This is a genomic window from Psychroserpens sp. AS72, from assembly GCF_038900375.1.
GTDB lineage: Bacteria > Bacteroidota > Bacteroidia > Flavobacteriales > Flavobacteriaceae > Psychroserpens.
On sequence record NZ_JBBMRC010000003.1, the window covers coordinates 457,826 to 474,392 of the forward strand.

10 protein-coding genes are annotated in these 16,567 nt (G+C 29.9%); 2 read left to right on the forward strand and 8 right to left on the reverse strand.

The features are described 5' to 3' along the window. Nucleotides 1-392: 392 nt before the first annotated feature. From WNY78_RS08230 to WNY78_RS08265, 8 genes are all read right to left on the reverse strand, one after another. The gene (locus tag WNY78_RS08230) at nt 393-2,135 is read right to left on the reverse strand and encodes a T9SS type A sorting domain-containing protein (RefSeq protein WP_342872722.1); all 1,743 of its coding nucleotides are present in this window, start codon (nt 2,133-2,135) and stop codon (nt 393-395) included. A 103-nt stretch (nt 2,136-2,238) separates the two neighbouring features. Beyond that, the gene (locus WNY78_RS08235; RefSeq protein ID WP_342872723.1) at nt 2,239-2,994 is read right to left on the reverse strand and encodes a hypothetical protein; all 756 of its coding nucleotides are present in this window, start codon (nt 2,992-2,994) and stop codon (nt 2,239-2,241) included. Nucleotides 2,995-2,996: 2 nt separating this feature from the next. After that, the gene (locus tag WNY78_RS08240) at nt 2,997-4,940 is read right to left on the reverse strand and encodes a T9SS type A sorting domain-containing protein (protein WP_342872724.1); all 1,944 of its coding nucleotides are present in this window, start codon (nt 4,938-4,940) and stop codon (nt 2,997-2,999) included. A gap of 48 nt (nt 4,941-4,988) precedes the next feature. Further along, nucleotides 4,989-5,447 (reverse strand): response regulator, encoded by a 459-nt coding sequence (locus tag WNY78_RS08245; RefSeq protein ID WP_342872725.1) that lies wholly within the window; start codon nt 5,445-5,447, stop codon nt 4,989-4,991. 13 nt (nt 5,448-5,460) lie between these two features. Beyond that, nucleotides 5,461-7,299, reverse strand: coding sequence for a PAS domain-containing protein (locus WNY78_RS08250; protein ID WP_342872726.1), 1,839 nt, complete (start codon nt 7,297-7,299; stop codon nt 5,461-5,463). Then, a complete protein-coding gene (locus WNY78_RS08255; protein WP_342872727.1) occupies nt 7,286-7,711 on the reverse strand; it encodes a hypothetical protein in 426 nt (141 codons plus the stop codon). Before WNY78_RS08255 ends, WNY78_RS08250 begins: the two co-directional genes overlap by 14 nt. A gap of 261 nt (nt 7,712-7,972) precedes the next feature. Then, entirely contained in the window at nt 7,973-11,914 is a 3,942-nt protein-coding gene (locus WNY78_RS08260) for a PAS domain S-box protein (RefSeq protein WP_342872728.1), read from the reverse strand. Nucleotides 11,915-12,444: 530 nt separating this feature from the next. Continuing rightward, nucleotides 12,445-14,592, reverse strand: a complete 2,148-nt coding sequence (locus WNY78_RS08265) for a helix-turn-helix domain-containing protein (RefSeq protein ID WP_342872729.1) — start codon at nt 14,590-14,592, stop codon at nt 12,445-12,447. A gap of 235 nt (nt 14,593-14,827) precedes the next feature. Here WNY78_RS08265 and WNY78_RS08270 point away from each other — a divergent pair, with 235 nt between their 5' ends. Together WNY78_RS08270 and WNY78_RS08275 are read left to right on the forward strand one after the other, a co-directional pair. Beyond that, complete coding sequence (locus tag WNY78_RS08270) at nt 14,828-15,421, forward strand: ankyrin repeat domain-containing protein (protein WP_342872730.1); 594 nt, start codon at nt 14,828-14,830, stop codon at nt 15,419-15,421. Between the two features lie 12 nt (nt 15,422-15,433). Beyond that, a complete protein-coding gene (locus WNY78_RS08275) occupies nt 15,434-16,537 on the forward strand; it encodes an acyltransferase family protein (protein ID WP_342872731.1) in 1,104 nt (367 codons plus the stop codon). The last annotated feature ends 30 nt before the right edge of the window (nt 16,538-16,567 follow it).

A 16,567-nucleotide genomic window follows, 5' to 3' on the forward strand; every position in this document is an offset into this window, starting at 1 on the left:
ATTATTGGTTTTATTAAAAAAAACAACAAAATAATACAGCTACTAATATTGGAATCGTTTTACAAGATACTGAACTTGGAAGCATGTACAATGAAGCCTTTTTAAGTGCACTAGTACAAGTAGTTTTTGAGTGAGGTATTACATCATTATAATTAAAAAGAAAAAGAAAAACAAAACACTTCACTTTAATACTAAATATTATATAAATATATTTGGATACAGTTACTTACCTATTTTGAAAGTGATTCATTAAAATAATAAGAGTTTCTTTTCTAACTGAATAAATATGGTATAAAAAAAATCCAATATGACTAAAATATTTTAGTCGTATTGGATCTTTAATACGTTTTTTAAAAGGATTTAAATTATTCCTCTTTTAGAACACAAATCAACTACTTCAAGATGATTTTTTTGGTAATCTTCTGAGTTCCGTTTTGTATATGAACGAGATATACTCCAGAACTTAATCTGTTCGCATTTATAACCTGTTTAGTGACAGCAGAATCTAACTCATGCTGTATGACCTTATTGCCAAGTAAATTATAAATTGAAGCTTCTGTTTCCCCCAATAAAACTCCTTCGATTTCAATAGTTCGATCGATTTGATTAGTAAAAATCTGTAAGGCATTTAAACTATTATCTTCTAATGACAATGTATCAGTTTCAAAGTGCAAGAAGAATCGTCCTGTTCCATTAATAGTTGTATTTGTTGTAAATGTATAATCTGACTCATTCAACAAAGTAAATGTACCATTCAAATTATCTTCAAGATAGATTTCTACAGAAGCTGGCACATAAAAATCCTCTAAACTAAAAGTAACTTGCTGACCTTGATTCGCATTAATACCTAATGGAATAATCACATTATTAGCTACGTTAGAATTTAAAGTCTGCACCTTCAATGGTAAACCTTCATTGTCTTGAACCAAATGAGAATATAATCCGAAATTTGAAGCCTGACCTCCAAAAATAACAGCATCATAACCCACGTCTAATCCATTACTTGCATTATCGTTAAAATAGACAGATGTTAAAGCGCTATTAGTAGCTGTACGCATTTTTAAGTTTACAAAATTAATTGGATCTGATGATCTTCCTTGAATAAAATCATCAACATTTCCTGCAACTTGCATATCAGGTGTGAACTCAAGATCAGCAACTGGTAAATTAGACGTTACAAAAAAGCCTTGACCAGGAGCTATAAGGGTTGAACCTGTAGCTAAGTTCACAATCGTCCAACTGTCTCCAGTACCTGTTGTGTTGGCACTGTATCCATAAATAGCAGCTGATGATGCATTCAATAAACTCAAATTAGTTACTCCTGTAACAGAGCCTACATGATTCAAAAAAGCTTCAACTTCGATATATGCAGGATAAGGATTTCCTATCAAATTCCATTCTGAATATGCACCTGTCAAATCATTTACAATTGTAGTAGTTACTGCTCCTGTTACAATAGTTCCTGTAAAGATTAGTGCGTCACCATTTACTGTATTTGATGCTGTTCTATAGCCTTTACCTGAGACTAATACTTCTGAACTATTATCATTATATAACAAATAATCATCTGTAATCCCTTTTTCAAAAGGTCCAAAAAGATAAGTTGTCATTGGCTGTACACCGTTATTAAAAATTAAGCCTTCATTATAATTAGTATCACTAGTTAAAAAAGAAGACCACGTTTGTCCAGATAATGGTGGTGCAATTAAATCGTTATTATTAGATTGTGAATTAGTAAAACGATGGTATTTTGCTGTACCTGAAATACTAATTGTTCCATTTACAATTAAACTTGCATATGAATTTGATTGAGAATACATATTTACATCACCATTTACATTTAGTGTAGCACCAACTGGTATTGTCATACTAGAACCACTACTAATAGTTATATCTTCTACAGTTTTCACTCCAGTAATTAAAGGATCATTAGCTGTTGATGGTATCGTTATTTCTGACCATTCTGATGGTGTTTCATTTGGCGTCCAGTTATTTGGGTTGTCCCAATCTGATGATATTGAGCCATTCCAAGTAAGCTGAGGGTCTTCAACTCCTGCTTGTGATAAAGCGCTGTAATTTAAGCTAGCAAAAACTGTTAAACTTAATATTGTTAATCGTAGTTTTTTAATTTTCATAATAAGTAGGTTAAGTTTGTTTTTATAAATTTTATTAATGTATTCCTTTCAAGTTTTCTAGAAACACATCCAATTTGTTAATTGACAAATAGATTTTAAATAATTATCTTGCTTTGTGAGTTCTTGTGAATACATATCTTATATCGTAAACATCTGCTGGGTAATCACTTTCAATTTTAACTATTCCTCCATTTGTTGCCCAAGTATTTAAGGTATATGCATTAAAAGAACTCAAATAAAAATGTTCTACACCAACACCTTTTGACGTAATAAAGTCTCTTGTATATATTTCACCAACAGGCGATCCAATATCTATTGTTACCGTTATTTTTGTATCTGTATTAGCAGTAGGTCTTACTTTAAATTCTATCATTATATTTAAACCATCGCCATCTCTGCCTATTATTTTAGAAGTTGTTGGATCATAAAATGATGCTATATCTACAGGTTTTTGACTATCTCTAATCGTATTTGCATCATTAGGCAAAATCACCTTAGTATTAGCGATTAACAATAATGGACTTACAGAAGTATATGTTCCATCAATATAATCTGCCCATCCTGTATAATCATTTGAGCTATTATCATCAACTAATTTCTTCCAGTTACTTCCATCATAGAAATAAAAAGCACTTTCATCTGTATCGAATACTATTAAACCAACAGCAGGACTTGAAATCGCGACTTTTTGTGCTGAAGTCATTCTTGGTGTTAACAGTCCTTTTTCCGTAGAACTTATATCCAACATTGCTGAATCATCAGGTTCTGTTCCTATACCAACTTGTGATAAGGCGCTATAATTAAAGCTAGTAAAGATTACTAAAGTTAATATTGTCAATCGTAGTTTTAAATTTTTCATAATTAGTAGTTTAGAATTTTATTAGTTAATTTGAGGTTATTTGTTTCTACTTGTATCAAGTAGATACCTTCAGTATTATTAAAAGGAATTTGCAATCTATCCTGATGGTTTAATTCTGAATTCAATCGTAAAATTTCTTGTCCTAAAACATTATATATTTTAATGTTATTAATTTCAAGTCGTTTAGAGTTATTTATAATAATTTGTTTATTACCGTTATAGAAAATATCCATCCCTGAAGCAGATTCATCATTGATTGCTAAAGTTTCCTGAGGTGCAAAAACAATTGAATATCTATTTAAATGATTACCTATAGGTAAATTCACATTGAAGTTAGAATCGGTTAAGTTATGAATGCTATTTAATTCATTATCTTTTAAATAAACTGTATGTTCAAAATTCTCAACACCATCTAACATTATTTGGTGAGTACCACCATCTGATATTAAAACTCCAAGTGGAATTTCTAGGGCTTCATTAAAACTATCTAAGCCTTGAATAGCATATTTTTTTTCCTCATCATTTTCAATAACAAAAAACAAATCATCATCTCTATGCTCAGTTAAAATTGCATCATAGCCTAAGTTGTAATTTATATCTGCATTAGAATCTGACAAAAATCCTAATAGAAGCTGTCTATGAAATCCTTCAGTATCTTCAAATCCTAAACGAATGTATTTATTTGAAGATGATTCGGTTGCCCTATTTGACTCAACACTTTCGGTGACATATTTTCTTTGACCATTATTGAAAGCAATGTTTCCACTACCATAGGCATTTACAAAAAAGCCTTGTCCGATTTGCACATATTGTGAAGGTTCTGTAATACTTCCAGAGGTACCAATACCACTAATCAAAGGAGATGCTACTGATGGTGTAATTCCACCTGTTAAGTTACGTATTGAATATCCACCTAAATAGTCGGTTAATGCGTGAGATGTAGATCCTCCATCCACCCAAAAATATAAGGCATCTAAGATTAATAAATTGTCGTTTATAAATTGGCTAGCGTCAATAGCTGATGGGTATGGATTACCAATTAAAGATTGTTCTCCTAAGACTATTGGTAAAAAGTAATCACCATTATTAGGTGTACCAGAATATACATAATTTTGTTCTGCTAGAAGAGAATTAGTGCCTTTCATAGTATAACCTTCCCCTGGATTTAGATTGCTGTTTTGATCTATAGCGACCCAATCATTCATTAAGCCTGTTCCTTGTAAATATTTGTATAGCCATTGCGTATTAATAGTTAGCGCAGTAGTAACATTACCAAACACATCTAATACAGATGGTAAACCATTATAAGGTGAACCAGAATTAAACAATAATTCCGTTGGGTTAAAAGGATTAAGACTTGAGTCTGTCCCATCAAATTTAGATTCGGAAAGAGAAAATGTTCCATTTCTATTTACTGGTGAAGACCAATAGTCAAATTTATATGCTGACGCATAACCTTGTTGGTCTACCAATAAATTACCATCAGTAATGATATTTATATCTGAAGGTGTGTTTTGGATTAATTGTGAATTTCCTAATAAGCGAAAATCACCACTTATTAAGTGTAATCCATTCTCAACTGTAATTCCAAAATCATCGTGTACAGCGACACCTTTAGCATCAACACCTGTTACGTCAATTTCTAAATTATAGAACATAATTTCATTTGAAGATCCAGAAATAGTTAACAATGAGTTGTTGGAACTCTTAAAGTATGTGGTTCCAGATGATGGCATAAGCATTATACCATCATTAATAAAGTTATGGTTTAAATAAAGGTTACCATTACTGTTATGAATACCATTAGCTTTATTGGTGTATTCATTTTCAAAATAAACATCTGTGAAAGAATCAATTTTGAGTAAACCTTTATTTACTATTTGAGAGTATCCGCAAATAAAGCTCGAAATAGCAAAAATATTACATAAGTAAAGTTTCATTTTCATAAGTCATTAGGTTTAAAAGGTTAATAATAGATTTGTTTGGGCATTGATTTAATAAATAGTATTTAAGTCATTGGTTTGATAATGATTTTGGTTTAAAAATGGCAGTGATTCATTTACAATTTTGTTGAATACGTCAACAGTTAAAGGCTTACTTATAAAACCTACACAATGTTTTTCACTTTTAACTTTAATCACATCATGTATATTTGTTGATGAAGACAGCATAAAAATTTTAATAGGTTTCTCAATTAATTTTTCAAGTTTATTAAACTCATCTAAAAACTGAAAACCATTCATTTCAGGCATATTAATATCTAATAAAATCACATTTGGAAGAAACGCATCTTGGTATTCTAATTTCTTTTCAAAAATTTCCAAAAACTTAATCGCACTGCGAGCTCTTTGAAATGTTCTAACATTGTAATTACTAGAGGTTTTCTCTATAATTTTTTTAGTAATAAATAAGTCAATTTTATTATCATCAATAAGCATAAAGTTCAGTTTCATAAGTAGATAATTTTTATTTAAGATTAGGTATTATAATTTCAAAGGAGGTGCCTTTATTTATTTTACTTTTAACATGAATTTCTCCATTTAGATCATCCACAATACTTTTAACAACATACAAGCCTAATCCATTACCAGAATCATCAAGATTATTTGCTCTAAAGTATAAATCAAATATTTTTTGCAAGTTTTCTTTACGTATGCCCATACCTGTATCGCTAATCTCAATTATTGCTTTATTTTTTAAAGTTTTAACTGAGATAGTGACACACGGCTTATTAGAGTTATTAAGGGATTTAGAGTATATAAGGGCATTATGAACGACGTTGTGAAAAATTGTTCTCAACAACTCTGGATTGGAGTAAAATTCTGAATATGTATCAAGTTGTTTTACTATTTTGATTCCTTTTAAATTATTTTTTAAAGAAGGTAATTGTAAGATATCTTCAATGTTTTTTTGAAAATCGATTTTAGAAGTCTCATTTCTATTTACCGTTATTAATGATGCTTGAGTCAAACTTTCTGATAACAATTTTCCTCTTTTTACTGTTGTACTGAGCAACTCTAATAATTTGGTGTTTACTGTTGATGAGTCTTTATCTAATAAATTTAATAAACCTTCTGCTGTAGAAAATGGCGCTTTTAAATCATGAGCAGAACGATATAAAAACAATTCTAGATCTTTTGTTTTTTGTTTTAATTTATTTTCTAATGTTTTTCGTTTAGTTATATCCAGCATCATGGCACAATAAATTTTGTTACCTCTGAAATTCAAACTACTTAAAGCAAGTTCAACAAGAAACTCTTTTTTGTTTTTGCTTAAACAATACATTTCTATAAGTTCAACATCTTGTTTGTTATCAATTTTTTCAGTAATATTTAAGAGTTCTTTAATACTTGTTTTTCTAGATTTTCTTGAAATTAAAACCGTAAGTGGCTTTCCAAGTATTTCTGATTCTTTATAACCAAATGCTGCTTCAGCTCCTTTGTTCCACTCAGTAATTTTTCCATTATTATCAGTAACAACAATGATTCCTACATTGATAGACTGATAAATTAACCTACATTTTTTTCCGACCTCTCTGTCTTTGTTTATACAATAGGTTTTAATATTTTCATGAACAGTAACAGTTAGAGACTGTAATCCTCCAAGCTCATTAAAAACTGGTGCAACTAAAATTGAATACTTACGTGGATTATTTGTTAAATCAATTTCTGTTATTTCAAACTGATTAGCGACTTTTTTTGAAGCCACATACTCAATATTATTCTTTATTATTTCAAAAGAATCTAAACTGAAATAATCATATATATAGGTCCCAATAAGTTCAGAAACTTCTTTATTACCATAACTCTTATTAACATTTAATACTTTACCATGTTTTGAAGTTAAAAACACATGAAATGGCATAACATTTAATAAATTTTTATCATCAATATTTGTAGTCTTTAACTTGTTGTTTTGTTGATGAATTTTGGTAACATTGTTATATATTCCAACATATTTGACGCTATTTTCAATTTCATCATGTATTGGGATTATTGTAGTGTCAAGGTATATTGTTTGATCACTATCTAATGTTTCAGTTAATATTCCATTCCATTTTTGACCCATTTTAATAGTTCTCCATAAATTTTTATAAAGAGCACTTGAATGTAGATGAGATTTTAATAATTTTTGAGGCTCACCAATAAGTCTACTGCTGTTTGTTTCTAAAATTTCACAATAGTTATCACTTACATATTCTAAACGACCCATAGAATCTGACAATGTACACATAGAATTATCCTTTAATAAAGACATTAAAGTTTGATCTATCTTTAAAGGTAAGTAGTAGTTAATTGCTTCCATAAAACTCATTTTTTGTAATTTTAGAATAGTTTAATGCTACTTGATATTCTTTAAATATTTGATAAGGTGTGATTTGATCATATATCCTTTTATAAGACATAATTAAAAGTTTCATTGTAATAGAGTCATATATATAAGCTTCAGATATTCTTAAAACTTTTAGTATTGCAGATTGAGCAAATAATTTAACCGCTTCTTTAGAAAAAGTACCTCGAGCCCCTCTTAAATCAATTAGAAAAGGCTTAGGTTTACCATTGCATAATTTTGCTATCGCTTTTATATATAGATGAGATAAAAACATATCTAGTTTATAATTCGGGTTTTTATTTCCAAACCTACAATTAAGAATACCATTTGAATCTAACCAAAAGGTAGTTGTTCCTATTTTTATATAATCCTCAATATTGTTCATCCTTATAAATTAATTCGTAAAACCTCTATTTGAGACTCTTAACTTTTAAATTCTAGCCAAGTCAATTGTTAAATAATAACATATCAGCGTATTACCGTATACATTACTAGTGCCAAAACATAAATGAAGGACAAAAAAAAAACACAAAACACTGAATTACAATGCTTTGTGTTTAATAAAGAAATATGAACTATTAATTAAAAAATCGGTATACCGTGTTTTTTTTCTGTCAAAATACGTAAGTCACGGAATACCGTTATTTTATTTTGGTTTATTAATACCTAGTTTTGACATTTTATCTCTTAAAGTACTTGGTCTTAATCCTAGCAAATCTGAGGCACTTTTTTTACCACTAATTTTCCATTGGCAACTTTCGAGAACTTGAAGTATATGATTTCGTAACACAGAATCTAGAGATAAGTCTTTTCCAGCGATAAGTTGTTTGGTTTTTTGATGAGCAGTTTCAAATCCAGGAACCACTAAAGTTTCACTATTTGATAATATTAAAGCACGTTCAATTAAATTTTCTAATTCTCTGATATTTCCAGGCCAATTATATGCCTTTAATTTACTCATTGCATCATCAGATATATACTTTATTTGTTTATCATAAGCTTTATTAAACTTATCTACAAAATGCTCCACTAACAACGGAATATCGTCTACACGTTCTCGCAATGCTGGAATGTTAATTGGAAAAACGTTAAGTCTAAAATATAAATCTTCTCTAAACTGTTTCTTTTTAATTTCTTCCAAAAGGTTTCTATTGGTAGCAGCAATTACTCTTACATTTAAAGTTTTTGAACCAAGACCTCCTACAACCTCAATCTCTCCTTCTTGTAAAAATCTTAAAATTTTAGGTTGCATATCTATAGGCAGTTCACCTATTTCATCTAAAAACAAGGTTCCACCATCAGCTAATTCAAATTTTCCGACTTTATCGCTAAACGCACCAGTAAATGATCCTTTTTTATGACCAAATAATTCACTTTCCATCAATTCTCTAGGAATAGCTGAACAATTAACTTTAATTAATGGTTTATTATTTCTTAAACTTGTATTATGAATCGCTCTTGCCAATAATTCTTTTCCTGTACCAGATTCACCAAGCAATAAAACTGTGGCATTTGTTGGAGCTACTGTTTCAATTTCACTTAATACATTACTAAACTCTACACTTCCATATACCATTTCCTCATAGTTAAACACTAAGTCCAACTCATTTCTTAAATACACATTCTCTTGCTCTAATTGTTTTCTTAATTTATTTAACTCGTCATTGGCTTCTAAAAGTTTTGTATTGGCTTTTATAATTTTTTGATCTGTTACTTTTCGCTCATAACTTTCAACCATTGTAGACACAACACTAGCAATTGAAGTTGCAAATTGCTGTTCATCTGCTGTCCAATCTCTAGTTTGATCACCAACATGTTCAAAACAAATGACTCCATAATAACCGTCAGTGCTGTTTATGAGAACATCCATCAAAGATTTTATATTATTAGGCACTAAATAATTTTGAGCAAACTGTTTTGTTATGCTTTCCTTTTCTATATCATTAATAAGTATAGTTTTGTTTGCATCTAATACTTTAAAGTATTCTGAATTTTCAACATCCCTAATAATAGCCCCTTTCTCATGTCGATTTTCATTTAACACATATAGTTTCTTACATTTTAAATCAGTAAGATTTTTGTTGAATTCCCATATACTAACTCGTCCAACATTTAAAGTTTCAGCAGCATGTTTTGTAACACTATTAAAAGTTTTACTTAGATCCTCGCCTACCATTCCAGCTAACTTAAGTATAACATTTTTCTTTTGAGTAGATTTAATGGCAACCTCTCTCAATAGCTCTTTAGACTTCTCTTCTTCTGAGACATCTTTAATGGTGGCAAATATGGCTACAACTTCACCGTTATCATTGATTATTTTACCTGCTAAAAATGAAGCAATAAATTTTACTCCATTTTTTCTAAAAAATTCTAGTTGAAACGAGGTCACTTCACCATTAGTGACTTTTTCTTTAATCTCTTGCATTTTTTCAAAATCTTCTGGTTTAGCAAAAGGAAACGGTAATTCAAGTCCAAGTAGTTCATCTTCTGAATAGCCTAAAATATTACATAATGAATCATTCACCTTAATCACCTTTCCTTGACTATCAAGCATGAGCAATCCTTCTTGCATTGACATCACCAGGTTTTTTGTAAAATCATTAACAACTTGTAATTCAATTTCAGCTTTTTTACGATTGGTTATATCTTGTATGGTGCCGAAAAAAATGGTGGCTTCGCCATTATTATATACAACTTCACCTAACCCATGAATCCATTTTAATTTTTTAGTCTTGTTTGTAAATATTCTATATTCTAAATTAAATTTCTCGCCAGTCTCAATGCAATTATCTATCATTTCTAGGCATTTTGAAGCATCTTCTGGATGCATCATTTCAGTCCATTTATCAAGTGTTACTTCACTATCGATATCGAAATTAGCAATTTTATTAAACGTTAATGATGTTTGGGATTTACCTGTTTTTATATCCAGATTATAATTTCCGACCTTTGCTATTTTTTGGGCTTCTAATAAAGATTTTTCACTTTGTTGTAACCGTATTTGAGATTGTTTACGTTGAGTAATATCCTGAATTGTGCCTATCATCTTTATTGGATTTGCATCACTATCAAATATAAATTCTCCAATTCCATGTACCCAAATTACTTGTTTAGTATCGTGCTTTAGAATTCTGTATTCTTTATCAAATCTCAATTTCTCTTTAATACATGTGTCAAAATAATTCAACATATATTCTTTATCTTCAACATGAACTAAATTAGCCCAACTTTCCTCAGTTTTTTTAAAAGTTTCATCAATTCCAAATATCTTATCCAACACATCAGATGAAGTCCATTCTGAAGCAATCAAATCCACAGAATAAGAACCAATATTTGCGACTATTTGAGATTGTCTTAAATTGTATTCGCTTTCTAAAAGCTGAACTTCAAATTGTTTTAGTTTAGTTATATCTCTAATAATTCCGACAATAAATTTATTACCATTGGTATCTATAAATCTATTTTTTTTAGTTGAGATTATTTGGGTTTTCCTTCCTTTTACTGTGAGCTTTTCTATATTTATATTTTCAACGCCTGTATCTAGAACCTCCTCATCAATCTTTAAAAAACTCGATCGTTCTTCTGGAGTAACATCTTGCTCTAAGGTTTTACCTATAATTTCATTTTTAGTATGATTAAAAACATCACAAAATGCATCGTTCACAAAGATTAAACGACTTTTATCATCCTTAACAAATACTGGATCTCCAATATTATTAATTATATTATCTAGATTTTTCTCACTTTCGACTAAAAGTTCTTCTACTTTTTTACGTTCTGTAATATCTGTGAAGTACAATGTTAAACCTTCAGAATGCGGATACACTCTATTTTCGAACCAAATCCCTAACGCATCAAAATAGTCATTAAACTTTTGAGTTTCATTAGTTTCGACAGCCTTATAACAAGCATTATAAGTAATGTTGCCAACCGCATCTGGAAATTCAGTCCAAACATGTTTTCCTAAAAGACTACTGGGATCTCTTCCTATTAACTCTCCTGCTCTTTTATTTATGAAAGTATAACACCAATTTTTATCAAACGATACTAAACCATCAGAAATCAAATCTAAAGCAGTATCTAATTGAGATTCTACGTGCTTTTTATCAATTAAATCGAGATATCCTTTCTTATAATTTAAGACAGAATATAATTCTTTACTAGGAAATGATTTACTTACTAAATTACTTTTTTTATGACTTAGATCTTGTACTAAAATCATATACGCTATAGATGCTCCCTTAGTGTTTTTAATGGTCGAAATGAGCATAAAAACAGGGATCCTACAATTATCTTTACGAAGATATACAGCTTCAAACTCAAGCTTCGAATTGCCATCTAACATATCATCATAAATCCCTTTATAATCATTATGAAACTCAGGAGGCCAAAATGGAAAAGGAGCACTTACACCAAATAATTCTTTTTTGGTATAACCGGTTGTGTTACAAAAGTTAGTATTAGTAATTATTATATGACCATTTGCGTCAATAATTACTAATCCCTCTTTAATTGATTCTATATAACGATCTGTAAAACCGTTTATTTGTTGTAATTCTTCAAATAATTTTTTATTAATTTTAAACATTTAAAATATATTATTATCCTCTAATATATTTTGTTGAAATAATAGCAGTTTTTTTTTAGTTATAATTAATCTGTCCAAATATCACCTCTATATTTTACCATTTAGATATTTGTAAATAATCAAACTTTAAAAAACAAAAATAACAATTCGCTATAAATCAAACAGATACCTTTTTAGAGTTATCAATAAACTTATCAACAATTTAAGAGTAAAAATCTAAATGTTTAGAAAATAGTCTCATACAGTAATTTATATAAAGTAATAATTTGATTAGGAATAAAAATTGATAATTGAAGTATCAATAATAATTATTTAAAACGTTTAATTATTAATTTTTAACCACTCTTAGTAGTGAAAATTTAAGTGGTTTATCTAAAACCAGGAGTATTACTTTCCAATACAGGAAGTAAAAGTCGAGTATTCACGGTACTAAATCCTAAATCGATACAAATTCGGTACAAAAACTATTTAAATAATTAAAAGTAAATCAGAATATAACAATAGTTGCTATAACAAATAGCATCAGTATTTTATAAAAGATTATTTTTCTTTAATGTTTTTTTCAACTGATTATGATTTTCCCAGAATCTATCATTAATTTTTTGAATAACTTCATCATAGTCGGGATGATTCTTTAAGGATTTAAATAGTGGGTCTTCTTCAAGAAACAATAAAATCCAATATTGGAAACCATCTTGTGAACTAAATTTATCGTAAGCTTCTATAGCTTTATTCGGCATATTTTCATATAAGTAAAGCATAGCTAAACTTGCCTCTCTATAAATTGACTCATCTTTTTCCAAATAGTTTTTATATTTATTAATATATTTTTCCGCTTTATGAGAAAAACCCATTCTCTCAAAGGTGTAAGCAATTTTTATGTTCTCTGCAGGATACAGGTCAATTTTATTAGTAGAAAGTATACTAATATATTTCTCGTAATAAGCCAATGCATTTTCGTAATCCTCCTGAAAATAATACGTTTTAGCTAATTCTTGAGTGATATCAGCGCGAGTAGTATCTTTTCGCCACTCTATTAGCATTTTTTTTCTTAAGGATTTTAAATCTTTGTTATTAGCATAATCTATAAAATTTTTCAAGTAAGTACTATATTGATTTTCAGGATTATATTTTAAAGATTCTTCAATGTATTTTGAGGCTTCTTTAGCAAACCCATTTTGGACTAATGCATTACTCAAGTTTAGATAGATAAAGCTTTTAGATACACTATCGTTAGCTTCAATATTTAATTGAATTCCTTTTAATGCATAAGTAAGATATTTATGTGTATCTGGAATAACTCTAGCATATATATCAGATAAAATTAGTACTACAGAAGAAGCATTTGGGTTGTAATCTAGTGCTTTTTCCAAGTAAGGTATCGCTAACCTAAATTCGTTTGCGCTTATATAATACAGCGCTTTTGCAATCAGAGACAATTCAGAAGTAGAATCATACAACAAGGAATTGTCTGCATATTCATTTAATTTGTCTAAATATTTCTTTTCAATTTTATTTACATCCAAGTAATAGTAGCAAATTGCAATTTGAGCATAGGCGACTGCAAATTCAGGATCATTTTCTATTGCCTTATCGCAAAAATTAATAGCAGCTTCCAAACCCTCTTTAGTCTTATTTTGTGATGCCTCAATTCCTTTTAAATAATATTCATAAGCTAGTACGTTTTCTGTTGGTTTTTTCTCGATTTGTTTTAACTCCGCTGGTGTTACTGTCACTTTTATAGCTTCTGCAATTTTTTTTGCAACTTCATTTTGTACAGAAAAAATGTCTTCCGTTTTATGATTGTACTGTTCTGCCCATATAGGTGTATCGTTTGAGGCATCAATCAATTGGATATTTAATAAAACCTGATCATTAACACGTTGCCCACTTCCCTCAATCAAGTAATTAACCTTGAGATCTTTTGCTATTTCTGAGATGGACTTATCTGTACTTCTATATTTTTCAACGGATGTTCTACTGATAACTCGGATATCTTCTATCTTTTGTAAATTGTTTAGTGTCGACTCCATAAGTCCGTTCACAAAATACAGATTATCAGAATCGCTACTCATATTCTTAAACGGTAATACAGCAATCGACTTCTTAAGGCTTGCATCTTGCTTATCAGTGTTCGGAGTTTCTTTTGGATAAAATAAGAATGCTGCTATCACTAAAACTAGAACAATTCCTAATAGTATTGGAACTCGGTACTGTTGGAACAACCCTTTTTTAGGAACTTCAATAGTGTTTGTGTTTTGGTTATCTTCTTCTTTCTCTTTTTCTACCTCTTTTTGTAGCTCTTTTTCTATTTCGTCTTGTTCGAATGCTGTTTGTTCAACTATTTTTTTTCTTGCTTCACCCGGAGAGTATCCGTAATAATCCCTAAAGCATTTAGTGAAATAAGAATTATTACTGAATCCAACCTCATAAGATATTTCAGAAACCGTAAGTTCTGTTTCTTCCAAGAGGGTCATCCCTTTCTGAAGTCGAACTTCACGAATAAATTGACTCGCACTACCTTGTGTTTGTTTCTTAATCTTCCGCAATAAGTTGGATCGACTCATATTCATGAGATCCGCCAATTCTGAAACCCCAAACTGCTCGTTAGAGATATGCTCTAAAATAAGCGCCTTAGCCTGTTCTATAAATTTTCCTTGATGTGGAATGTTAGACATGTTCTTTTGTATTACTTCAAATGTAGAAATTTTTATTTAAACGCTGTGCCGCTTAGAGTTCAAAGTTCTTAGCAAAAACAGTTGCTTGCGTCATAATTTATACTTCTGCGTCATAATTTCCAACCCCTCATCAAACTTTATACAATAGGCTTCATGCGGATTATCAGTCAACTAGGTTAGTGTCGCATCTTTGTAGAAACAAATATCAAGTTATAAATCATTAAAAATTTAAATTATGAAAACACTAAAAATGACTTCAATTAGAATGACCATTCAGATGATATTCTATACACTTTTACTAACAAGTTCATGTGCCCAATCTGAGAAAAAAACAAGCTCAGATATTTCAACTAAAATAACAAAAACAGTAGACAAACCAAGTATAGATATTCACGGAGCTGTACTTACTGGAAATTTGGAAGCAGTTAAGCAACATATTGAGGCAGGTACGGATATTAATCAAAAAGAGGCCATGTCTGGATCTACACCTTTAATGTCAGCAGCCACATTTAATAAACCTGAAATCGCTAATTTATTGATCAACGCCAATGCAGATTTGTCAATAACAAATAATGATGGTGGCACGGCTTTACACACGGCAGCATTCTTTGGCCGTATTGAAATTGTACAGTTATTAATTGATGCCAAAGCAGATAAAACTGTACGTAATAATTATGGTGCTACACCAAGAGAAACAGCAATAGCAGATTTTGCTCAAATGAAACCTATCTATGAAATGTTAATACAGCAGTTAAAACCAATGGGTTTTCAACTTGACTTGAATGAACTACAAAAAGCACGTCCTGTTGTTGCAATGATGCTACAATAAACATAAAATAAGATGACAACAGAAAGAAGATACGATATTGATTGGCTAAGAGTCATTGCTATAGGTTTATTACTGATTTACCATATAGCCATTATATTTCAACCTTGGGCCATGTTTATAGGGTTTATAAGAAGTGAACATGCTTTAGAAGGACTTTGGAAACCAATGAACATGCTCAATGTTTGGCGGATACCTTTATTATTTTTTGTATCGGGAATGGGCTTATATTTTGCAATGAAAAAAAGAAATTGGAAGCAATTATTCATAGAGCGAGGTAAACGAATTCTTTTACCCTTTGTTTTCGGAATTTTAGCTATCACTCCATTACATTTTTTAGTTTTTCAGAAGTACTATAATATGCCACTGAGTTATTTTCCGCATATGGGACATCTATGGTTTTTAGGAAATATTTTTGTCTATGTCGTAGTGTTGTCACCTGTTTTTTACTATTTGAAGACTAATAAAAATGGAAAATTAAAGAAAGTCATTTCGAAAGTGATGACCTATGCTTTAGGACCATTATCTATATCAGCATTTTTTATGTTAGAAGTAGGTGTTGTTAAACCACAGCTATTTGAAATGTACGCTCAAACTTGGCATGGATTTTTTATAGGTTTTCTAGCGTTCTTTTTTGGTTACCTTTTTGTCTATAGTGGTAAGGCATTCTGGCAAACCGTTTCAAAATGGAAATGGTTATATATCGGTTTGGCAAGCATCCTCTTCTTAATTCGTTTCACTAGATTTGAGTCTATATCAAATATGTATATCACCACCATAGAATCTAATGCTTGGATATTGGGTTTATTCGGCATAGGATATCGTTACCTTAATAAACCAAGCGCCTTACTAAGCTATTTAAGTGCAGCTGTTTATCCTGTATATATTATTCACATGTTTGTATTATATATAGGCGCATTATTCATACTGCCATTAGACCTTCATCCTATGTTACAATTTATTGGAATTACAGTCTTTACGTTTATAGTTTGTTTTTTGATATATGAATTCATCTTAACAAAAGTTGTAATTTTAAGACCTTTATTTGGTTTAAAATGGAAGTTTACATCTCATGAAAAGAAAGTCAAATTATCATCTAAACCTGTCGAATCAAATTGAACTAACAATATACATATCAGATTAGTTAAT